This is a genomic window from Pseudomonas sp. NPDC089734 (assembly GCF_044748865.1).
Lineage (GTDB): Bacteria > Pseudomonadota > Gammaproteobacteria > Pseudomonadales > Pseudomonadaceae > Aquipseudomonas.
On sequence record NZ_JBIVGV010000013.1, the window covers coordinates 112,638 to 133,404 of the forward strand.

General features: G+C 58.6%; 24 protein-coding genes. 14 read left to right on the top strand and 10 right to left on the bottom strand.

Translation table 11 applies throughout. The annotated features are described in order from the left end of the window. Nucleotides 1-4: 4 nt before the first annotated feature. From ACIPY9_RS17225 to ACIPY9_RS17240, 4 genes are all read left to right on the top strand, one after another. The gene (locus ACIPY9_RS17225) at nucleotides 5-265 is read left to right on the top strand and encodes a DUF2164 domain-containing protein (protein WP_400703742.1); all 261 of its coding nucleotides are present in this window, start codon (nucleotides 5-7) and stop codon (nucleotides 263-265) included. A gap of 22 nt (nucleotides 266-287) precedes the next feature. Next, entirely contained in the window at nucleotides 288-1,025 is a 738-nt protein-coding gene (gene hisA / locus ACIPY9_RS17230) for a 1-(5-phosphoribosyl)-5-[(5-phosphoribosylamino)methylideneamino]imidazole-4-carboxamide isomerase (protein WP_400703744.1), read from the top strand. Between the two features lie 93 nt (nucleotides 1,026-1,118). Then, nucleotides 1,119-1,889 (top strand): imidazole glycerol phosphate synthase subunit HisF, encoded by a 771-nt coding sequence (gene hisF / locus ACIPY9_RS17235; RefSeq protein ID WP_400703747.1) that lies wholly within the window; start codon nucleotides 1,119-1,121, stop codon nucleotides 1,887-1,889. A gap of 146 nt (nucleotides 1,890-2,035) precedes the next feature. Then, nucleotides 2,036-2,791: a substrate-binding periplasmic protein gene (locus tag ACIPY9_RS17240; RefSeq protein ID WP_400703750.1), complete on the top strand. Its 756-nt coding sequence runs from the start codon at nucleotides 2,036-2,038 to the stop codon at nucleotides 2,789-2,791. A gap of 33 nt (nucleotides 2,792-2,824) precedes the next feature. Here ACIPY9_RS17240 and ACIPY9_RS17245 read toward each other — a convergent pair whose 3' ends face one another. The 4 genes from ACIPY9_RS17245 to gpmI form a co-directional block, all read right to left on the bottom strand. Beyond that, nucleotides 2,825-3,610, bottom strand: coding sequence for a divergent polysaccharide deacetylase family protein (locus tag ACIPY9_RS17245; protein WP_400703752.1), 786 nt, complete (start codon nucleotides 3,608-3,610; stop codon nucleotides 2,825-2,827). Nucleotides 3,611-3,613: 3 nt separating this feature from the next. Beyond that, on the bottom strand, nucleotides 3,614-4,945 hold the full coding sequence (locus ACIPY9_RS17250; RefSeq protein ID WP_400703755.1) for a S41 family peptidase: 1,332 nt from the start codon (nucleotides 4,943-4,945) through the stop codon (nucleotides 3,614-3,616). A gap of 33 nt (nucleotides 4,946-4,978) precedes the next feature. Then, complete coding sequence (locus tag ACIPY9_RS17255) at nucleotides 4,979-6,274, bottom strand: murein hydrolase activator EnvC family protein (protein WP_400703758.1); 1,296 nt, start codon at nucleotides 6,272-6,274, stop codon at nucleotides 4,979-4,981. A gap of 153 nt (nucleotides 6,275-6,427) precedes the next feature. Next, entirely contained in the window at nucleotides 6,428-7,960 is a 1,533-nt protein-coding gene (gene gpmI / locus ACIPY9_RS17260) for a 2,3-bisphosphoglycerate-independent phosphoglycerate mutase (protein WP_400703761.1), read from the bottom strand. A 146-nt stretch (nucleotides 7,961-8,106) separates the two neighbouring features. Here gpmI and ACIPY9_RS17265 point away from each other — a divergent pair, with 146 nt between their 5' ends. The 3 genes from ACIPY9_RS17265 to secB are packed head-to-tail and all read left to right on the top strand — an operon-like array spanning nucleotide 8,107 to nucleotide 9,299. Next, on the top strand, nucleotides 8,107-8,520 hold the full coding sequence (locus tag ACIPY9_RS17265; RefSeq protein WP_400703764.1) for a rhodanese-like domain-containing protein: 414 nt from the start codon (nucleotides 8,107-8,109) through the stop codon (nucleotides 8,518-8,520). Between the two features lies 1 nt (nucleotide 8,521). After that, nucleotides 8,522-8,776: a glutaredoxin 3 gene (gene grxC / locus ACIPY9_RS17270; RefSeq protein ID WP_400703767.1), complete on the top strand. Its 255-nt coding sequence runs from the start codon at nucleotides 8,522-8,524 to the stop codon at nucleotides 8,774-8,776. Nucleotides 8,777-8,813: 37 nt separating this feature from the next. Beyond that, a complete protein-coding gene (secB, locus tag ACIPY9_RS17275) occupies nucleotides 8,814-9,299 on the top strand; it encodes a protein-export chaperone SecB (protein ID WP_400703770.1) in 486 nt (161 codons plus the stop codon). 52 nt (nucleotides 9,300-9,351) lie between these two features. Here the strand turns inward: secB and ACIPY9_RS17280 are convergent, their stop codons facing one another. Further along, entirely contained in the window at nucleotides 9,352-9,807 is a 456-nt protein-coding gene (locus ACIPY9_RS17280; protein ID WP_400703773.1) for a tRNA (cytidine(34)-2'-O)-methyltransferase, read from the bottom strand. On the opposite strand from ACIPY9_RS17280, the gene ACIPY9_RS17285 reads away from it, so the two are divergent. Beyond that, nucleotides 9,806-10,246 (top strand): hypothetical protein, encoded by a 441-nt coding sequence (locus ACIPY9_RS17285; RefSeq protein ID WP_400703776.1) that lies wholly within the window; start codon nucleotides 9,806-9,808, stop codon nucleotides 10,244-10,246. The two genes, ACIPY9_RS17280 and ACIPY9_RS17285, sit on opposite strands and share 2 nt — an antisense overlap. 280 nt (nucleotides 10,247-10,526) lie before the next feature. On the opposite strand, the gene tauC is transcribed toward ACIPY9_RS17285, so the two are convergent. The 4 genes from tauC to ACIPY9_RS17305 form a co-directional block, all read right to left on the bottom strand. Next, nucleotides 10,527-11,366, bottom strand: coding sequence for a taurine ABC transporter permease TauC (gene tauC, locus ACIPY9_RS17290; protein WP_400703779.1), 840 nt, complete (start codon nucleotides 11,364-11,366; stop codon nucleotides 10,527-10,529). Next, nucleotides 11,363-12,154 (bottom strand): taurine ABC transporter ATP-binding subunit, encoded by a 792-nt coding sequence (gene tauB, locus ACIPY9_RS17295; protein WP_400703782.1) that lies wholly within the window; start codon nucleotides 12,152-12,154, stop codon nucleotides 11,363-11,365. The genes tauC and tauB overlap by 4 nt, the downstream gene beginning before the upstream one ends. 24 nt (nucleotides 12,155-12,178) lie before the next feature. Beyond that, nucleotides 12,179-13,156 carry a taurine ABC transporter substrate-binding protein gene (gene tauA, locus ACIPY9_RS17300; protein ID WP_400703785.1) on the bottom strand — a complete coding sequence of 326 codons (978 nt, stop codon included), beginning with the start codon at nucleotides 13,154-13,156 and terminating at the stop codon, nucleotides 12,179-12,181. Nucleotides 13,157-13,285: 129 nt separating this feature from the next. Next, complete coding sequence (locus ACIPY9_RS17305; RefSeq protein ID WP_400703788.1) at nucleotides 13,286-14,203, bottom strand: aliphatic sulfonate ABC transporter substrate-binding protein; 918 nt, start codon at nucleotides 14,201-14,203, stop codon at nucleotides 13,286-13,288. A 439-nt stretch (nucleotides 14,204-14,642) separates the two neighbouring features. Between ACIPY9_RS17305 and ACIPY9_RS17310 the strand changes: the two genes are divergently transcribed. The 6 genes from ACIPY9_RS17310 to ACIPY9_RS17335 all read left to right on the top strand — a co-directional run bounded on the left by ACIPY9_RS17310 (nucleotide 14,643) and on the right by ACIPY9_RS17335 (nucleotide 19,971). Next, nucleotides 14,643-15,977, top strand: coding sequence for an OprD family porin (locus tag ACIPY9_RS17310; RefSeq protein WP_400703791.1), 1,335 nt, complete (start codon nucleotides 14,643-14,645; stop codon nucleotides 15,975-15,977). Between the two features lie 171 nt (nucleotides 15,978-16,148). Then, on the top strand, nucleotides 16,149-16,787 hold the full coding sequence (locus ACIPY9_RS17315) for a peroxiredoxin (protein ID WP_400703794.1): 639 nt from the start codon (nucleotides 16,149-16,151) through the stop codon (nucleotides 16,785-16,787). A gap of 341 nt (nucleotides 16,788-17,128) precedes the next feature. After that, entirely contained in the window at nucleotides 17,129-18,094 is a 966-nt protein-coding gene (locus ACIPY9_RS17320) for a sulfonate ABC transporter substrate-binding protein (RefSeq protein WP_400703797.1), read from the top strand. A 28-nt stretch (nucleotides 18,095-18,122) separates the two neighbouring features. Further along, the gene (gene ssuC / locus ACIPY9_RS17325) at nucleotides 18,123-18,920 is read left to right on the top strand and encodes an aliphatic sulfonate ABC transporter permease SsuC (protein ID WP_400703800.1); all 798 of its coding nucleotides are present in this window, start codon (nucleotides 18,123-18,125) and stop codon (nucleotides 18,918-18,920) included. Beyond that, nucleotides 18,917-19,729: an aliphatic sulfonates ABC transporter ATP-binding protein gene (ssuB, locus tag ACIPY9_RS17330; RefSeq protein WP_400703803.1), complete on the top strand. Its 813-nt coding sequence runs from the start codon at nucleotides 18,917-18,919 to the stop codon at nucleotides 19,727-19,729. Before ssuC ends, ssuB begins: the two co-directional genes overlap by 4 nt. Nucleotides 19,730-19,755: 26 nt before the next feature. Further along, nucleotides 19,756-19,971, top strand: coding sequence for a molybdopterin-binding protein (locus ACIPY9_RS17335; protein ID WP_025262382.1), 216 nt, complete (start codon nucleotides 19,756-19,758; stop codon nucleotides 19,969-19,971). Between the two features lie 60 nt (nucleotides 19,972-20,031). On the opposite strand, the gene ACIPY9_RS17340 is transcribed toward ACIPY9_RS17335, so the two are convergent. After that, nucleotides 20,032-20,670 (bottom strand): TetR/AcrR family transcriptional regulator, encoded by a 639-nt coding sequence (locus ACIPY9_RS17340; RefSeq protein ID WP_400703807.1) that lies wholly within the window; start codon nucleotides 20,668-20,670, stop codon nucleotides 20,032-20,034. Nucleotides 20,671-20,767: the final 97 nt, after the last annotated feature.

Consider the following 20,767-nt stretch of genomic DNA (forward strand, 5'->3'; position numbering starts at 1 on the left):
CGCCATGAGCAGAGCCAAAGCCAAGGCCCCGATTCTCTCGCTGACTCCTGAACAGGAGCAGCAGGCTGTGGATAAGCTCAAGCGGTTGTTCTCGCAGCGCTTTGAAATGGACCTGGGGTCGTTTGAAGTGGCTGAGGTGCTTGAGTTCTTCACCCATGAGATTGCGCCGCACTATTACAACCGGGCCGTTTTCGATGTGCAGCAGCTCCTCAAGGAGCGGTTCGAGAGCATCGAAAGCGACCTGTGGGCGCTCGAAAAAAACTAATTTCTGAACGATAGGTTTCCAGATGCTGATTATTCCCGCAATCGACCTCAAAGACGGTGCCTGTGTACGTCTGCGCCAGGGCCGCATGGAAGATTCCACGGTTTTTTCCGATGACCCGGTGAGCATGGCTGCCAAGTGGGTCGATGGCGGTTGCCGCCGTCTGCATCTGGTCGACCTGAACGGTGCATTCGAAGGTCAGCCGGTCAACGGTGAAGTGGTCACGGCCATTGCCAAGCGTTATCCACAACTGCCGATCCAGATCGGCGGTGGCATTCGCTCGCTGGAAACCATCGAGCATTACGTCAAGGCGGGCGTGAGCTACGTCATCATCGGCACCAAGGCCGTCAAGGAGCCTGAGTTCGTGGCCGAAGCCTGCCGTGCGTTTCCCGGTAAGGTCATCGTCGGCCTGGACGCCAAGGACGGTTTCGTCGCGACCGATGGCTGGGCGGAAGTCAGCTCCGTGCAGGTCATCGACCTGGCCAAGCGTTTCGAGGCCGATGGCGTGTCGGCCATCGTCTACACCGATATTGCCAAAGACGGCATGATGCAGGGCTGCAACATTCCGTTCACTGCCGCCCTGGCCGCGGCCACCCGCATTCCGGTGATCGCTTCCGGCGGCATTCATAACCTGGGCGACATCAAGGCCCTGCTGGACGCCAAGGCACCGGGCATCATCGGCGCAATCACCGGCCGTGCGATCTACGAAGGCACGCTGGATGTGGCTGAAGCCCAGGCGCTGTGTGATCTGGAGAGCCGCTAATCCAACTGTAGGAGCGGATTTATCCGCGAAAGCTGAAACCGCTTCGCGAATGAATGCGCTCCTGCACGTCTGATTTGTTTTGGAGATTGTCCCATGGCCCTGGCCAAACGCATCATCCCTTGCCTGGACGTCGACAACGGTCGTGTGGTCAAGGGCGTCAAGTTCGAGAACATCCGCGATGCTGGCGACCCGGTGGAAATCGCGCGTCGTTACAACGAGCAAGGCGCTGACGAAATCACCTTTCTGGACATCACCGCCAGTGTCGATGGCCGTGATACCACGTTGCATACTGTCGAGCGCATGGCCAGTCAGGTGTTCATTCCGCTGACGGTTGGCGGCGGCGTGCGTACCGTGCAGGACATCCGCAATCTGCTGAACGCCGGGGCCGACAAGGTTTCGATCAACACGGCTGCCGTGTTCAACCCGGAGTTCGTGGGGGAAGCGGCTGCCCGTTTCGGCTCGCAGTGCATCGTGGTTGCCATCGATGCCAAGAAGGTTTCGCAGCCTGGTGAAACGCCACGCTGGGAAATCTTCACCCACGGCGGTCGCAAGCCGACCGGGCTGGACGCCGTGCAGTGGGCGAAGAAGATGGAAGACCTGGGCGCTGGCGAGATCCTGCTGACCAGCATGGACCAGGACGGCATGAAGAACGGCTTCGATCTGGGCGTAACCCGGGCGATCAGCGATACGCTGGGCATTCCGGTGATTGCATCCGGCGGCGTCGGCAATCTGGAGCATCTGGCAGCTGGCGTCATCGAAGGGCATGCGAGTGCTGTGCTGGCCGCGAGCATCTTTCACTTCGGTGAATACACCGTGCCTGAGGCCAAGGCCTACATGGCTCAGCGGGGCATCGTCGTTCGCTGAAAAACCCTGAGGGGCGGGCAAATTGCCCGTCTGTCAGGCGTCATCGGGTTGCAGGTGTCTGAAAGCGACATCTCAAAGCACCGAGCTAGACACTGTAATAGGTTCACGGCACTCTGCTCGGAGTCGTCGTGGTCGAGTGCCGAAATATGTACAAACGTCTTTTTCTTGCGCTGATCGGTGTGGCCGCTCTTCTGAGTTTCAGTGCCCGCGGCAGTGATACCCCTGCCTATTCGCTGGTCCTGCTGACCGAAAACTACCCGCCCTACAACATGGCGGTCGATGGCAAGAACTTCGCTCAGGAAGACAATATCGATGGTATTTCCGTCGAAGTCGTCCGTGAAATGTTCAAACGTTCAGGTATCGGTTACAGCATGACCCTGCGCTTCCCGTGGGAGCGTATCTACAAGCTGGCGCTGGAGAAAAACGGCTATGGCGTGTTTTCTACCGTGCGTACGCCCGAGCGGGAGAAACTCTTCAAGTGGGTCGGCCCCATTGGCCCGGTGGACTGGGTCATGCTGGCACGTGATGACAGCGCCATCACGCTGGACAACCTGGAGCAGGCCGAGGCGTATCAGGTCGGAGCCTACAAAGGCGATGCCGTGGCCGAAAGTCTGATCATCAAAGGGTTCAATCCGGTCTTGATGCTGCGTGACCAGGACAACCCCAGAAAGCTGGTCAATGGCCAGATCGACCTCTGGGCGACGGCCGATCCCGTCGGACGTTACCTGGCCAGACAAGAAGGTATTACCGACCTGAAAACGGTATTGCGTTTCCACTCTGCCGAATTGTTCCTGGCGCTGAACAAGGGGACGCCCGACGAGGTGGTATCCCGGTTGCAGAAATCACTCGATGAAATGCGCGCCGAAGGCTGGGTGAGCAAGGTGTTGACGCGCTATCAATGATCCCTATCCCTTGGCGGGATGGCGCGCGGATCATTAGCGATAGATGCCGTCCTTCCCATGCCCGGCCATGGCTTTGTTGCCCCTGATACTGATCATGTGGCGCAGTTCGATCCATTCGATACCTTGTGCCTTGAGCTTTGGCAGCTCCCGTTCCAGAACATCCAGGGTTACGGGGTAGGGGTGGCCGATGATGACGGCTGATCCCTGTTTATGGGCCAGCTTGATCGCGATCTGAAGTTGCCGGGTAATGGCTTCGGCGGTGCGTTCATCGTCCAGAAATACATCGCGGGACACGCTGGCCAGGCCGATTTTTTGAGCCTGGGCGGCGGCCACGGTCCGGGCGCTGGTGCGGCTGTCCACGAAGAACATGTGGCGACGCTGCAACTCTTCCATGAGCCAGGCCATGGCGACAGGCTCGGACGTCATGCGGCTACCCATGTGGTTATTGATGCCCGCCGCGTAAGGGACCTTGAGCAGCGCTGCGCTCAGGCGGCTTTCAAGTTCCGGCAGCGGCAGATCAGGATGCCAGGCATACGGGCCGGTCGCCGGGTCCATCGGCATGTGCAGCATGACGGTCTTGCCAGCCTTGTGTGCCTGCCGTGCGAACTCGGTGGCATGGGGCGTGTCAGGCATGATTGCCAGCGTCACGGGACCGGGCAGGGCCAGGGTACGGCTGTCGCGGGCGGGATTCTGACCCAGATCGTCAATGATCAGGCTCAGATAGATTGCAGACGGCTTGCCGGTCTTCTCACCGTCTGGCGCTGCGTGAGCAACGCCGGACAGTGAGAGGATCAGCCACAGGAATGAGAAAAAACGCATGCCTTAGTTGCCGCGGGTGATACTCAGACCTTTAAGCAGGCTGAGGGCCTGATTGAGCTGGTAGTCTTCATCCTGCGGACGCGCCTTGGCCGCTGCGCCGCCCTTGATGGTCGGTTTGTCTGCACCGCCGTTGCCGTTACCAAGGTGACCGAGCAGGTCGGCTTCCTTGTAGTTCTCGCCGTCCGCTTCATTGGTGACCTTGGCGCGACGAACCACGATGTCCGGGTTGATGCCCTGGGCCTGAATGGAGCGACCGTTTGGCGTGTAGTACAGCGCCGTGGTGATTTTCAGGGCGCGATCATTGTTCAGCGGCAGAACGGTTTGTACCGAGCCTTTGCCGAAGCTGTCGGTGCCCATCAGGATGGCGCGTTTCTGGTCTTGCAATGCACCGGCGACGATCTCCGATGCCGAAGCACTGCCACCGTTGATCAACACCACCAGCGGCACGCCTTCGCTGGCGTCTGCCGGGTCGGCGGAGAAGCGCAGCTCGGAGTTGGCGATACGGCCTTTGGTGTAGACGATCAGGCCTTTGGTCAGGAAGTGGTCCGCCACGGCCACGGCAGATTGCAGCACGCCGCCGGGGTTGTTGCGCAGGTCGAGAATCAGACCGCTCATCTTCTTGCCGTTGTCCTTGCGCAGCTTGGCCAGCGCCTTGCCGACTTCGTCGCCGGTCTTGACCTGGAACTGAGTGATGCGGATGTAGCCGTAACCGTTATCCAGCATCTGCGCCTTGACGCTCTTGACCTGAATGGTGGCGCGCGCCAGTGTCACATCGAACGGATTGCCGCCATCGCGTACCAGGGTGAGGGTGATCTTCTCGCCGATCTTGCCCCGCATCTTGTCGACCGCTTCCTGCATGGTCTGTCCCTGGGTCGGCGCACCGTTGATCTTGACGATCAGGTCGCCTGCCTCGATGCCGGCCCTGGAGGCCGGGGTGTCGTCGATGGGCGAAACCACCTTGACGAAACCGTCCTCGACACCGACTTCAATGCCCAGGCCGCCGAATTCGCCGCTGGTGCTTTCCTGCAGCTCCTGGAAGTCTTCCGGGCCGAGGTAGGCCGAATGTGGATCAAGGTTGCTGAGCATGCCCTTGATGGCGTTTTCCAGCAGGGTCTTGTCGTCGACCGGCTCGACATAGGCGGCCTTGACCCGATCCATGACCTCGGCAAAGGTGCGCAGCTCATCGAGCGGCAGCGGAGCCTTGGCGTTGGCGGGCGCGACTGCTGCTGCCGGCGCAGGCGCTGGCGTGGTTTTCTCGGCTGCCTGCGCCAGGGGCGCGCCGATAACGATGGCGACAGCCAGGGCCAGCGAGGTGAGGCGGGACAAATGCAGCATGTCTAACGAACTCCTACAGATAGTGGGGCCGACTTATCCTTGAGTGCGGCACCATTGGGCTGGATCGCTCGGGCGACCCTGCTGACGAATGGCAAAATACAACGCTGATGTGTCTTGGCCGCCACTGTTGCCTACGGTGGAGATGGCTTCTCCGGCCTTGACGATGTCACCGGCTGCTTTAAGCAGACTCTGGTTATGGCCGTACAGGCTCAGATAGCCGTTTCCATGGTCGAGAATGACCAGAAGACCCGCGCCGCGCAACCAGTCGGCGAAAACGACTCGCCCGCCATGCACGGCATGCACCTGGCTTCCTGCGCCTGCACTGATCATCACTCCGTCCCATTTGGTCCGCTCGTCATCGCCACGGGCTTCGCCAAAGCGTGCAAGCAATCGACCATTGACGGGCCATGGAAGTTTTCCCTTGGCTTCTGCAAAAGCCCCGCCATAAGACGCACCGGCGCTTGAAACAAGTTCACCGGGGGCTTTGACTGGTCGCTTGGGTGCGGGTTCATCCTTGTTTCGGCTGTTGCTGGCTGCGCGCTGGCGTTGCTCTTCGGCTTCGCGAGCGGCCACCAGTGCTTTCTGCCGCGCCTCTTCGGCTTCACGGGCCTGACGGGCAAGGGTTTCCTCGATGGTTTTCAGCACCTTGCTCAGGTCGGCCTGATCCTGCTGGCGGGCCTGAAGCTTCTGATCGCGGGCCTTGTAGTCCTGATTGAGTCTGGCCAGCGCCTGTTGGCGTTCCTGGCGAACCTTGGCCAGCTCTTCGCCCTGGCTTTCGAGTGTGCTTTTCTGGACCAGCAACTGCGCCTGTTGCAGATCGATGTCTTTTTCGACGGCGGCCAGCTGGCGCAGGGTTTCGTTGAAATTGTTCAACTGAGTCAGGCGGGCCTGGCTCATGTAGTCGTAATAGGTGAGGGTGCGAGCGAACTTCTCGGGGTTCTGCTGGTTGAGCAGCAGCTTCAGGTATTCCTGGCGACCGCTCTGATAGGCCGCACGGGCCTGAATGGCAATCAGGCGTTGCTGTTCAGCGCGGGCGCTGTTGAGTTTTTTTTTCTCATTGTCGAGCCGCTGGAGCTCGCTTTCGGTCTTTTTTAGTTCCTTTTGCAGGACCTCGACCTGCTTTTCCAGCTTACCCATTTCGGTTTCAGTGTTGCGAAGGTCCTTCTGGACGCCCGCTTTTTCTTCCTGGAGCTTGTTCAGGACTTTCTGCAACTCGGCAACATCCTGACGCGCAGCGTCGATCTGTTTTTGGGTCTGCGCACGCTCATCGTCGGCGAACGCCGGATTGAGCAGGCAGATCAGGGCAAGGGCGATCAAGGCGCGGAGCATGAGGGTGGGCGATACCGAGGAATTGTGAGAAAAAATGACAGGCCTAGTATGCCCGCCATGCGCTACAAAAAAAACGCCCCGCCGCCACTGCTTTGGGGCCTTATGCACAAAAAACCGGCATTGTCGGGTATCGAAATGCCGGTTCAGAGCCTTTTACTCCGCAACCAGAATCGAATGACCGGTCATCTCTTGCGGTTTCTCCAGATCCATCAGCCCCAGCATGGTTGGCGCGACATCGGCCAGAACCCCGCCTTCGCGGACTTTCAGCTTGCGTTTGCCGAAATAGATGAAAGGCACCGGCTCGGAGGTATGGGCGGTGTGCGCCTGACCTGTCGAGTCATCGGTCATCTGTTCGACGTTGCCATGGTCTGCGGTAATCAGGGCTTCGCCGCCGACCTTCTCCAGAGCGTCGGTGATCCGGCCGACGCACAGGTCCAGGCATTCCACCGCTTTGACTGCTGCGGCCATGACACCGCTATGGCCGACCATGTCACCGTTGGCGTAGTTGACGACGATGACGTCATAACGCTGGTTTTCGATGGCATCGACGATCTTGTCGGTGACTTCCGGAGCGCTCATTTCCGGCTGCAGGTCGTAGGTGGCGACTTTGGGCGACGGAATCAGGATGCGCTCTTCGCCCGGGAACGGTTCTTCACGACCGCCGGAGAAGAAGAAGGTGACGTGTGCGTACTTCTCGGTTTCGGCAATGCGCAGTTGCGTCTTGCCGTTGTCCGCCAGGTACTGGCCCAGCACGTTCTTCAGGCTGCCGGCCGCAAAGGCCGATGGCGCAGGAATGCTGGCCGCGTACTGGGTCAGCATCACGTAGTTGACCTTGGGCTGACGGGCGCGATCGAAGTCCTTGAAGTCGTCTTCGACGAAGACGCGGGTCAATTCGCGGGCACGGTCGGCGCGGAAGTTCATGAAGACCACGGCGTCGCCGTCCTCGACCTTGACCGGCTCACCGATGCGGGTGGCTTTGACGAATTCGTCGTTCTCGTCACGCGCATAGGCGGCTTCCAGACCGGCGACGCCCGTGTCGGCCTGGAATTCGGCCACGCTGTCGACAATCAGGTTGTAGGCCGTGGAGACACGGTCCCAGCGATTGTCGCGGTCCATGGCGAAGTAACGGCCAATGATCGTGGCGGTACGGCCCTTGCCCAGACGGGCGAAAGCTTCGTCCATGAGTTCAAGCGAGCCTTTCGCGCTGCGTGGCGGCGTATCGCGGCCATCGAGAAAGGCGTGCAGGTAGATCTTGTCGGCGCCACGCTTCACGGCCAGTTCGGCCATGGCCACCAGATGATCCTGATGGCTGTGAACGCCGCCATCGGACAACAGCCCCATGATATGGACGGCCTTGCCCGCATTCACGGCCTTGTCCACGGCGTTGCAGATGGTCGGGTTCTCGAAGAACTCGCCATCGCGAATGGCCTTGGTCACGCGAGTGAAGTCCTGATAAACCACGCGACCGGCCCCCAGGTTCATGTGGCCGACTTCGGAGTTGCCCATCTGCCCGTCCGGCAGACCCACGTCCATGCCGGAGCCTGAAATCAGGCCATGGGGCATGGTTTTGTAGAGGCGATCCATGACGGGCATTCTGGCGGCCATAATGGCGTTGCCGTCAGGGTTTTCGCTGTGTCCGAAGCCATCCAGGATGATAAGGACCAGAGGTTTTGGGGTGGCGGTCATAGAACCCACTCAAGGCTGATGAGAGAAAGTACAAAAAAGATCGATATTTTAGGGGCAAGTTCAAACGGCGTCACTGTCGCGCAGACTTTGGCCCACCATGGGTGCTGTGTATACTGGCCGACATTTTAACGCCCTGGAACCTACCGATGGTTGCTCAACTGCTTGAATTCGCCACTAACCACTACCTGATCACCGGTGCTTTCGTCATCTTGCTGGCCCTGCTGATTGCCTATGAATTGAGCAAGGGCGGCCGCAGCCTGAGCACACGTGAGCTGACGGCACTGGTCAATAGCGATCAGGGCGTGGTCATCGATGTTCGCTCCAAGAAGGATTTCTCGGCAGGCCATATCGTCGGTTCCCTGAATTTTCCGCAGGACAAGGTGCTGAGCCGTACGTCCGAGCTGGAAAAACACAAGGACAAGACATTGATCATAGTCGATGCATTCGGGCAGCATGCAGGTAGTACGGCCCGTGAGCTTCTCAAATCGGGTTTCAAGGCAGCCAAATTGTCTGGCGGTATTTCAAGCTGGCGCGCCGATAACTTGCCCCTGGTGAAATGAAATGCCTGAAGTCATCGTCTACTCCAGCGACTATTGCCCTTACTGCTCGCGTGCCAAGCAGCTGCTGCAAAGCAAGAGAGTCGCGTTCGAAGAGATAAGAGTCGATGGCAAGCCGCAGGTTCGCGCTGAAATGGTGGCAAAGGCTGGTCGCACCTCCGTCCCGCAGATCTGGATCGGTTCCAGTCATGTCGGCGGTTGCGATGACCTCTTTGCCCTGGAGCGTGCAGGCAAGCTCGACCTGTTGCTGGAAAACTGAGTTCACCTTTACACCCTATTTTTCATAAGGATTCGACATGACCGAACAATCGACCAACGGCGTTACCAACGAAGAAAACGCGCCTCAGTTTTCCTTGCAACGTATTTATGTTCGCGACCTGTCGTTCGAAGCGCCAAAAAGCCCTGCCATCTTCCGTCAGGAGTGGACACCCAGCGTAAGCCTGGACCTGAACACCCGTCAGAAGTCCCTGGAAGGCGACTTCTACGAAGTGGTGCTGACCCTGTCCGTGACCGTCAACAATGGTGACGAAGTCGCCTTCATCGTTGAAGTCCAGCAGGCCGGTATCTTCCTGATCAAAGGTCTGGACGACGCCTCGTTGAGCCACACCCTGGGTGCGTTCTGCCCGAACATCCTGTTCCCGTACGCACGCGAAGCGATCGACAACCTGGTCGTTCGTGGCTCGTTCCCGGCGCTGATGCTGTCCCCGGTGAACTTCGACGCGCTGTACGCGCAAGAGCTGCAACGCATGCAGGAAGCTGGCGAAACGCCAACTGTGCAGTAAGCGTTACGATCCTGATGAAAAGCGCCTTTCGAGGCGCTTTTTTTATGGGGATTCAGGCAAAGCCGTGCTGGCGCCAGGCTTCATAGACGGCGACGGCAACGGTATTGGACAGGTTCAGGCTGCGACAGCCTTCGCGCATGGGCAGGCGCAACCGATGGTCGCCGCTCAGCGAGTCGAGAATGTCGGCAGGCAGGCCCCGGCTTTCCGGGCCGAACAGGAAGGCATCGCCTTTCTCGAAGTGGGCATCGTGGAAAGGGCGCGAACCTTTGGTCGTAAAGGCGAACAGACGCGGGTTACCGATCTTTTCCAGGCAACTGGGCAGGTCTGCGTGGGTTTGCAGCGTGGCATACTCGTGGTAATCGAGCCCGGCCCTGCGCAGGCGCTTGTCGTCAAGCTCAAAGCCCAGAGGCTCGATCAAATGCAGGGTGCAGCCACTGTTGGCGCATAGCCTGATGACATTGCCGGTATTCGGCGGAATTTCTGGTTGAAAAAGGATGACGTGAAACATGCACGGCTCCGAACGAAAGGACGGGATGCATTCTACCCCTGAAGAGGACCCCAGACCGAAGCTATGGCCGCGAGTTCTTGGCTCCATGGCGATTGTCGGCTTCACGGTGGGCATGATAATCGGTCGTTTGCAGCAGCCTGCGCCGCTGGAGCTGGAGCAGATCGAAGAATTGCCCACAGGCTTGGCGCTCTGGTTCAACGAAGAGCCGAAGATTCAGGGCGACAATGTCGACGGGGCGGTTGTCTTGCGATTTGTGGCGGCGGGCCAGCCATGGAATGGCCAACTGAGGATCGACAATAAGGTTGCGCGCTGGAAGCTGGAGCGAGGAGAGAAAGGGCTGGTGTTGACGCTCCTGGCGGCCCGCCCACTGCATGGCGACTGGCGCACTGCTGAAGTGGACGGGCGCTGGAGACTGGAGGTCAGTCTCCGGGAGGAATAAAAGAGGGGAATCCCCGGCCTGCCTGTACCAAGGTCCCCAAAACTGGTGATGTATGACCTATTGCAGAGGCCGTGCCAGTTTTGAAGATCCTGAAGCCGAAAGTTTTAAAAATCTCTTTTTTTCTCTGAAAACCCTGTAAGAACGGGGCCTTGGATCATTCAGAATAATTTCTCCGGTCAAGTCGGGCATTTCGTTATTGCTGATCCTTCTTTATATAAGCACGTCAGTTGAGCACCAAAGCGGTGCATAAGGTAGGCGAATGTGCGCATGGCGGTGCGGATCAGTGTTGCCGACCATGCCAAGGCACCAGCTTGCGTTGCAGTACGCGCAGGCTGATCTCCATCGCAAAGGCGATCACGGCAATCACCAGAATGCCCAGGATCACAATGTCCGTTACCAGAAACTGAGCGGCGGATTGCACCATGAAGCCCAGCCCGCTGGTGGCTGCAATGAGTTCCGCTGCAACCAGTGTCGACCACCCCACACCCAATCCGATCCTTATGCCGGTCAGGATGTCCGGCAAGGCACTGGGCAGAATCACATGACGGATCAACTGCCAGCGTGTGGCACCCAGGGACTGCGCGGCACGCAGCCTGGCCGGGTCCACCGTGCGTACGCCGGTGGCCGTAGCGATGGCGATGGGCGCGAAAATCGCCAGATAGATCAGCAGCACCTTGGAGAACTCGCCGATGCCGCACCAGATGACGATCAACGGCAGGTAGGCCAAGGGGGGAATGGGGCGGTAGAACTCGATCAACGGATCGAAGATGCCTCGGGCAATACGGTTGTGGCCAATGGCAATTCCCACCGGGATCGCGCTGAGGATGGCTGCGCCCAATGCCAGGCCGATGCGTTGCAGGCTGGCATTCAGATGCTGCCAGAGGTTCGAGTCCATGTAGCCTGTCGTCAGCAGCAACCAGGCCTTCTCCAGAACGGCAGACGGCGGTGGCAGAAACAGGGGATCGATCCATTGCGCAGCGGTCACCAGCCACCAGACGCTCAGTAACGTCGCCAGCGTCAGAGTGCTGATGGTCCGTGTGCTCAATTTTAGGTGCCGCGGGGCACGTACTGCTTTGTCCGCGCCTGTGCTGACAGGATTCTGCAATTCATAGCTGTTCATGCACGCTGCTCCCGTGCGAGGTGGTGCCGGGAAAAGACGGTCGCCAACACATGTTCCCGGGTTTCAATAAAGCGCGGATCGGACTTGATCGCCCGTGCCGACTCTCCGGCGCTGTAGCGTCGTCCGAAATCCAGTTGCAGGCGTTCGGCAATGTGGCCGGGGTTGGGGGCCAGCAGGATCAGGTCAGTGGCCAGAAACACGGCTTCTTCGATGTCATGGGTAATGAGGAATACCGGTTTGGCGGTACGTTGCCAGACTTGCAGCAGCAGTTCCTGCATCTGCTCGCGAGTAAACGCGTCGAGTGCGCCGAACGGTTCATCCATCAGCAACACGCGAGGATCTGCCGCCAGCGCACGGGCCAGGCCGACGCGCTGTTTCTGTCCGCCCGAAAGCTGCCAGATACGGCGTTGTTCAAAACCGGCCAGATCCACCAGGGACAGCATTTCGCGGGCTTTCGCTTCACGCTCTGCACGTGCGACGCCCGCCAGTTCCAGGCCGAAGGCAACGTTGGCCTGCACATCCTGCCAGGGCAGCAGCGCATCGTCCTGAAACACCACACCCCGCTCGGCACCGGGGCCTTCCACAGGTCTGCCGTCGAGTGTGATGCGTCCGGCACTGGGGCGGACAAAGCCCGCGATCAGATTGAGCAATGAGGTCTTCCCGCTGCCGGACGGCCCCAGCGCGACCAGCAATTGTTGTGGCCCCAGGCTCAGGTTGATGTCCGACAGCACAGGTTCCGGCGCGCCGGGGTAGTGCGCGCTGATACGCTCCAGTTGCAATAGAGCCATGGTCATTCCCTCACAGGGGGGTGGTTATTGTGGAATGAAGGCTGTGCTGGTGTACGGCGAGTAGTCCGACAGAACGGCATCGACCTTGCCCTGTTCTTTCAGGAAGGCTGCGGTCTTGGTGATGGCTTCGATGGTCGGGGTGCCCAGCAATACTTTCTGGTCGGAGGCCAATGGATAGACGTTGCCTTGCAGCAGGGCTGGAATATCCGCCGCCTTGGCTCCGGACAACCGGCTCAGCTTGTCGATGTTGCTGGCATTGGCGATCCAGGCGCCGGGGTCCTTGCGATAGCTGGCGTAGGCATCGAGCGTCACCTTGGCGAAGGCGCTGACCACTTGCGGATTCTTGGCTGCGAAGTCCTTGCGCACGATCCAGGCATCGAAGGTGGGCGCACCGACCTGAGCCAGCTCACCAGAGGTAATCAATACCTTGCCGGTTTCTTTGGCTACGCCCAGGGCCGGGTCCCAGACGTAAGTCGCATCGATATCACCGCGCTTCCAGGCTGCGGCAATGGCAGGCGGTGCCAGGTTCAGAATGGTGACCCTGGCCGGATCGATGTTCCAGTGCTTGAGTGCGGCGAGCAGGCTGTAGTGCCCCGTGGATACGAACGGCACGGCGACCTTCTTGCCGATCAGGTCCTGAGGTGTGTTGATGCCTGAACCATTGCGAACCACCAGCGCTTCTGCTGCGCCGATCCGGGTGGCGATCAGAAAGGTTTCCACAGGCAGTTTGCGGGTAGCGGCCGCCGTCAGCGGGCTTGAACCGAGATAACCGATCTGCACGTCTCCCGAAGCAATGGCGGTGATGACATCTGCACCGTTCTCGAATTTGCGCCATTCGATCTTCGAGTGCGTGGCCTGCTCGTAGGCGTTATCGGCCTGCGCGACCTTGGCAGGGTCGACCGTGGTCTGATAGGCAACAGTGAAATCGGCGGCCTGTGCAAGGTAAGAGGCACCTGTCAGCGACAGGGCGACCAAAAGGCGCAGAGAGAAGTGCAGTTTCATGGCGATGCTCCGTATCAGGCGGGCCGGGGACTTGGCTGATGACGGAGCGTAAATGATCTAAGAATTACGAAATAAATAACTTTTCTGACTTAGCTTATGAGCCAAAAACACGCCATGTCAGGCTTGCTATCAAGGCTTCCACACCTGCACATCCCTGGCGTTCACGGCTTTGGGCAGTAGCCCGGCGGCCAGAAATGCATCGGCAATGCTTTGTTGCTCACCCAACTGGCTGGCCTGGACACTTTGCACTGCGTAGCTGCGCCGTGCATTGGCGGCCTCTACGGTCGGGATGTCCAGGTTGCCCCAGAGCGGGCCCAGGATTTTTGCAGCTTCGGTCGGGTGCGCCTTGACCCACTCGCCTGTCCTCTTCAGCTCGGTGAACACCACTTTCAGGACTTCCGGATGGCTGTTGGCGTAAGGGGTTGTGGTCAGGTAGTAGCGTTTGTATTCGGCCAGTCCCGTGCCGTCAGCCAGGGTACGGGTCGGCAGTTGTCGCTGCACGCTGCTCAGAAACGGTTCCCACGCCACCCAGGCATCCACCTTGCGATTCTCGAAGGCCGCTCGGCCATCGGCGGGTGTGAGGTAGGCCGGTTCTATATCGGTGAATTTCAACCCGGCCCTGGTCAGGGCAGCGATCAGCAGGTAATGGCTGCCAGCGGCTTTGGTGACTGCCACTTTCCTGCCCTTGAGGTCGGCCAGGGTCCGCAAAGGGGAGTCGTTGCGTACGACAATCGCCTGCGCGGACGGAGACGCGGCCTCCTGGGCGAAATACGTGAGCCTGGCACCGGCCGCCTGAGCAAAGACCGGAACGGTATCGGCCACGTCGGCACTCAGATCGACGTTCCCGACGTTCAGCGATTCGAGCAGGGGCAGGCCGCTGGGAAACTCGTGCCATGACACCGAAATGCCCTTTTTGTTCAGTTCACGCTCCAGCGTACCCTGGCTTTTGAGCACCGAAATGAGCGTTGAGGACTTCTGAAAGCCGATCCGCAGAGTTTCTTTTGCGTCCGCCAACGCGGGAAGCGTCAGCGTGGTGGCAATTGTCATAATTGTTGCTATTGATGCTGCAAGTGCCCGTTTTACAAGGGTTTCAAGTTTCATGAAGTGGGGTTCCCGGATGGAATTTCGTGACTGGGGAGTCGCAATCCGGTTGTCCGGTAGCTGAAAACTAAACGATCTGACGAACGGTATTAAAATATTTTTTGGGAATTAGCTTATTTGATGGATACACTCGTTGTCGTCTCTGGTTGACATGTGTTGTGACATATATCAAATAGATCTAAATGAGATGTGAATAATTTCTTTTGGATTTATCGAATTTTCACTACCTTGCACCAGTGACACACGCGGTCTAGTCATTTGAGTCTCGAGGCGTACAGCAACCATTGACCTCAACAGTCGGGTCTGTCGCTTAACGCGAATCCATGGGTCAGAGCGTAGCTCGGCACCATCGGTTAAAAAAATTAGATTCACGAGGAGCGTAGCAATGAAGAAGTCCACCCTGGCCCTGGCCGTTACCTTCGGCATCCTGGCTCAGCAGGCCGGCGCTGCAGGTTTCATTGAAGACAGCAAAGCGTCCGTAAGTTCTCGTACCCTGTATTTTGATAACGATCCTCGCGAAGGTACTGGCAACAGCAACCGTGAAACCGCTACTGGCTTGAAGTTCGACTATCAGTCGGGTTTCACCGAAGGTACTGTCGGTTTCGGTCTGGATGCTCAGGCAATGGTCGGTGTTCACCTGGATGGCGGTAAAGGCCATCACGCAGCGAACGGCGGTATTACTCCTACCGATACCGACGGTTCTTCTGTGAATGAGTGGACTCGTCTGGGTGGAAACGCCAAGGCTCGCTTCTCGAAGACCGAGCTGAAACTCGGTAATGCACTGACGCCAAGCCTGCCAATCCTCGTGTCCAACGATGGCCGTTTGCTGCCGCAAGCGTTTGAAGGCGGCACCATTTCCTCCAAGGAACTGGATGGCGTTACTTTCAATGCCGGTAAACTGACTCACGGCATCGGTCGTGCATCGAGCAACTTCGATGGTTTTGCTGTCTCTGGCGGCACAGAAGCTTCCAACAGCTTCGTCTTCGGTGGTGCTGACTGGAAAGTCACTAAAGACCTGACCCTGCAGTACTACTACTCGAACCTGGAAGACTACTACAAGCAGCACTTCCTGGGCTTGGTGCACGTTTACCCAATCGCTGACAACCAGTCTTTCAAGACCGACCTGCGCTACTTCGACAGCAGCTCTGACGGCAAGAACGGCGATGTTGGTTACCGTTTCAACAACAACAACGGCTATGCCAAGAACGCCGGTGAAGTTGATAACAAAACCTGGTCTGCCATGTTCACCTATACCCTGGGTGGTAACTCGTTCCTTCTCGGCCACCAACAGGTGGGTGACGATGGCGGCTTTGTCTGGATGAGCAACGGTAACATCGTTGACAATCGTGGTCGCAACGAAGGTGTGGGTGGTTCCAGCTTCTACCTGTTCACCGATAGCATGATTGGTCAGTTTGCTCGTGCCGGTGAGAACACCACTTTCGGTCAATACTCGTATGACTTCGGCAAAATGGGTGTTCCAGGTCTGAAGGCATCGATTGCTTACCTGAGCGGTCGTGACATCAAGGATGTCAACCGTGCTGTCAACACCGAGCACTCTGAGTGGGAACGCGATATGCGCGTTGACTACGTGATCCAGAGCGGTCCGTTGAAAGGCTTCGGCACTACCTTGCGTCACGGTACTTTCCGTGGCGACAGCACTTCTACTGTTGATACCGACCAGACTCGTCTGATCTTCAACTACACCTACGCTTTCAAATAAGCCGGGTCAGTTGAAAAAGAACCCCGCCTCGTGCGGGGTTCTTTTTGCCTGACATTTAATATTCTTTTCAGGTCTAACCAAATCGATATCCATTCTTTTTAATTTCTTAAAAGGCGGTGCACAGTAGCCCCATCACTCATCGAATGCCCGACCGACACAAGGAGCTACACCATGACACTGCGACTTGGCGATATCGCCCCTGACTTTGAACAGGATTCCAGTGAAGGCCGTATTCGTTTTCATGAATGGCTGGGTAATAGCTGGGGTGTATTGTTCTCTCACCCTGCCGATTTCACGCCGGTCTGCACCACCGAGCTGGGTTTCACCGCCAAATTGAAAGATGAGTTCGCCCAGCGTGGCGTCAAGGCGATTGCCTTGTCCGTGGACCCGGTCGACTCGCATATCAAGTGGATCGATGACATCAACACCACCCAGAACACTCGGGTCAATTTCCCGATCCTGGCCGATGCCGACCGCAAGGTGTCCGATCTGTATGACCTGATCCATCCCAATGCCAGCGATACCCTGACGGTGCGTTCCCTGTTCGTGATCGATCCGAACAAGAAGGTTCGTCTGACCATCACCTATCCGGCCAGCACCGGTCGCAACTTTCACGAGATTCTGCGGGTCATCGACTCGTTGCAACTGACCGACAACTACAAGGTCGCCACCCCTGCCAACTGGGTGGATGGGGACGATGTCGTGATCGTGCCGTCGATCAAGGACGAAGCCGAAATCAAAGAGCGGTTCCCCAAGGGCTACAAGGCCGTCACGCCTTACCTGCGTCTGACGCCACAGCCGAACCGCTGATTCACAGACTCATCGAGTGGGGTTATTCGGGCCGGTTTACCGGCCCTTTTTTATGCCCGCACACATCCCGTAGGAGCGAATTCATTCGCGAAAAAGCCGTACAGCCCATGAATCTTCATCGGTTGGAATGCTTTCTTCGCGAATGAATTCGCTCCTACGGGGGATGGAAATTCTTATATTCAATTTGGAAATAACCAAATGAAAAAATGAGATTTATGGATATAAAAAACTGCTGTTAATGTCATCTCCATCGCGGCGTTTTTCGCCCCATGAATCCTCACCTTACTTGTCCGCCATCGGCCAGGCAGGTGACCACTCACTACACAGCAAAGGAGCGCCCCATGCGCACTCTCATCTTGCGTCGAGGCCTGGTCGCTCTGTTTGCCGCAGCGGTCTCGCTGGGTGTCATCACCCAGGCTCAGGCCGAAGACCTTCGTATCGGTTATCAGAAATACGGCACGCTGGTGCTGCTCAAGGCCAAGGGCTCGCTGGAAAAGCGTCTGGCCGAGCAGGGCGTTAAAGTCCAGTGGACGGAGTTCCCCGGCGGTCCGCAGTTGCTGGAAGGGCTGAATGTCGGTTCCATCGATTTTGGCGTCACCGGCGAAACACCACCAGTCTTTGCCCAGGCTGCCGGAGCCGATCTGCTCTATGTGGCCTACGAGCCGCCAGCGCCGACCAGCGAAGCGATTCTGGTACCCAAGGATTCGCCGATCACGTCGGTGAAAGACCTCAAAGGCAAGAAAGTCGTACTCAACAAGGGCTCCAACGTTCATTACCTGCTGGTTCGAGCGCTTGAAGAGGCCGGTTTGAAATACACCGATATCCAGACGGTGTTCCTGCCGCCTGCCGATGCCCGTGCAGCTTTCGAGCGTGGCAGCGTCGATGCCTGGGTCATCTGGGACCCTTATCAGGCCGCGGCCGAGCAGCAATTGCAGGCGCGTACGCTCAAAGACGGCACCGGTATCGTCGATAACCACCAGTTCTATCTGGCGACCAGGCCCTACGCGCAGAAGAACCCGAAAGTCATTGAGGCGCTGATCGAGGAAGTGCGGGCCGTGGGCGAATGGTCCAAGGCCAACCCCGATGAGGTGACCCGACAGGTTGCGCCCTTGTTGGGATTGCCCGCCGATATCACCCTGACGTCGGTGAAACGCCAGGGTTACGGTGCGCTGTTTCTGACGCCGCCGGTCGTTGCTGCCCAGCAGAAGATTGCTGACAGCTTCTACCAGCTCAAGCTGATTCCCAAACCACTGAGCATTGCTGATGTGGTCTGGACCCCTCCGGCTGCTGTTGCGAAAGCACAGTGATTGTCAGGCCCTTCGAGGAGACCACTCCATGAGCCTTAGTGCTTCGCAACGAACGATTCACCGACTGGCACCCTGGGCGCTTCCCGTCCTGCTGCTGGCGGTCTGGCAACTCTCGGTCAGCGCCGGCTGGCTGTCTACACGCATTCTGCCTGCGCCCAGCGCGGTGATTGAGGCGGGCGTCAACCTGATCGTCAGCGGTGAAATCTGGACTCACCTGGCAATCAGTGGCTGGCGTGCCGGTATCGGTTTTGCCATCGGTGGCGGCATTGGCCTGGTACTGGGTTTTATTACCGGCCTGACCAAATGGGGCGAGCGTCTGCTGGACAGTTCAGTGCAGATGATTCGTAACGTGCCGCATCTGGCGCTGATTCCGCTGGTCATCCTGTGGTTCGGTATCGATGAGACCGCGAAGATTTTCCTGGTCGCCCTGGGCACCTTGTTCCCGATCTACCTGAACACTTACCACGGGATCCGCAACATCGATCCGGCCCTGGTGGAGATGTCCCGCAGCTACGGCCTCTCGGGTTTCAGCCTGTTCCGCCATGTGATCCTGCCGGGTGCCATGCCTTCGATTCTGGTGGGGGTACGTTTTGCTCTGGGCTTCATGTGGCTGACGCTGATCGTGGCCGAAACCATCTCGGCCAGTTCCGGTATCGGTTATCTGGCCATGAATGCCCGCGAATTCCTGCAAACCGACGTCGTGGTGCTGGCCATCGTGTTGTATGCCGTGCTCGGCAAGCTGGCCGATCTGGCGGCCCGTGCTCTGGAACGTGTATGCCTGCGTTGGCATCCGGCCTATCAAGTCAGCAAAGGCGGTGCCGCATGACCAGTCTGAAAGAACAACCTGCACATTTGCTGCGGGGTATCCCGCTGGCGATTCAGAACCTGAAAAAGGCGTTCGGCTCCCGTGAAGTGCTCAAGGACATCGACCTGCACATTCCGGCCGGGCAGTTCGTGGCGGTGGTCGGTCGCAGCGGTTGCGGCAAAAGCACCTTGTTGCGCCTGCTGGCAGGGCTGGACAAGCCCACCGAGGGCGAATTGCTGGCCGGTTCTGCCTCGCTGGCCGATGCCCGGGAAGACACACGGCTGATGTTTCAGGAGGCGCGTCTGCTGCCCTGGAAAAAAATCATCGATAACGTCGGGCTGGGCCTGAGCGGTGACTGGCGTCCGCAAGCGCTCGAAGCACTTGAAGCGGTGGGCCTGGCCGAGCGAGCCAATGAGTGGCCGGCGGCGCTGTCCGGTGGCCAGAAGCAGCGCGTTGCCCTGGCGCGGGCCCTGATTCACAAGCCACGCCTGCTGTTGCTCGATGAGCCACTGGGGGCGCTGGATGCCTTGACCCGTATCGAGATGCAGCAACTGATCGAAAACCTGTGGCGCAAACATGGCTTCACGGTGCTGCTGGTTACCCACGATGTCAGCGAGGCGGTCGCGATTGCCGACCGCGTGATTCTGATCGAAGAAGGCCGCATCGGCCTGGACCTGACCGTCGACCTGCCGCGCCCGCGTGCCCGCGGCTCTCATCGCCTGGCGGCGCTGGAAACCGAAGTGCTCAACCGTGTGCTGTCCCTGCCCGGATCGCCACCGGAACCTGAACCCGTTTCACCATTGCCCACGCAATTGCGCTGGGCCAATTAACCCTATCCCCAAAAGGAAGACAGACCATGACTATCAAAGCCATCAACGTTCGCAACCAGTTCAAAGGCACTATCAAGGAAATCGTTCAGGGTGACGTGCTGTCCGAAATCGACGTCCAGACCGCTTCCGGCATCGTGACCTCGGTCATCACCACCCGTTCGGTCAAAGAACTGGAACTGGCCGTGGGCAGCGAAGTGATTGCCTTCGTGAAGTCCACCGAGGTGTCGATCGCCAAGCTGTGATCGCTCGTGATACACACGACCCCGGACGGTGAAAGCCCTCCGGGGTTTTTCATGGGCGGATCAAAGCGGCTGGGCGCGCTTGGGCAGGAAGGGCGGCAGGTACAGCCCCAGGTAAGCGTCGAACACTCGCATGCCTTCTTCGGCCATGCGCGGGGTGATCTGGTCGTGCAGTTGCACCGAGCGTGCGTAGACACGGTCGCCCAGCTCCATCGCCAGTGCGAAGACATCCACGTCATCCGGCAGCGTCGGGAGCGGGAAGTGGCGGTTGAACACCTCCAGCATCAGGTGGCCCAGTTCGATATCGTGCTGGCGGTCGGCCTGATTGATTTCAGTCAGGCCGTGCTGGGCGAGGATCAGTTGTCGTGCGGCGGCATCGGCGTTGTAGATGCTCAGCATTCGCAGTTCCACCTGACGGGACAGATCGTGCCAGCTCTTGAGTTCGTCATGCTCGATGGGCGCCTGGAGGGAGGCGCGGAAGGCTGCATGAATATCGGCGGTCAGGGCTTCCAGCAAGGCAGGGACACTGGCGAAGAAGTGATAGACCGACGACGGCGGTATCTCGGCGCGCTCGGCCACGCTGTAGATCGACAGGCTGGCCACTCCCTCGGCAGCGAGCAGGGTGCGTGCGGCATCGAGAATCGAATCGATTCGGGCCTGGCTACGTGCTCTGGGTTTGCGAGGTGTGGCGGGGCGGGTCATGGGGTGGTCTCTTGAGCGGGATTGTGGGCATTGTAACGCGGCGTTGCCTTCGCGAATGAATTCGCTCTTACATGGACCGGTGGGAGCGAATTCATTC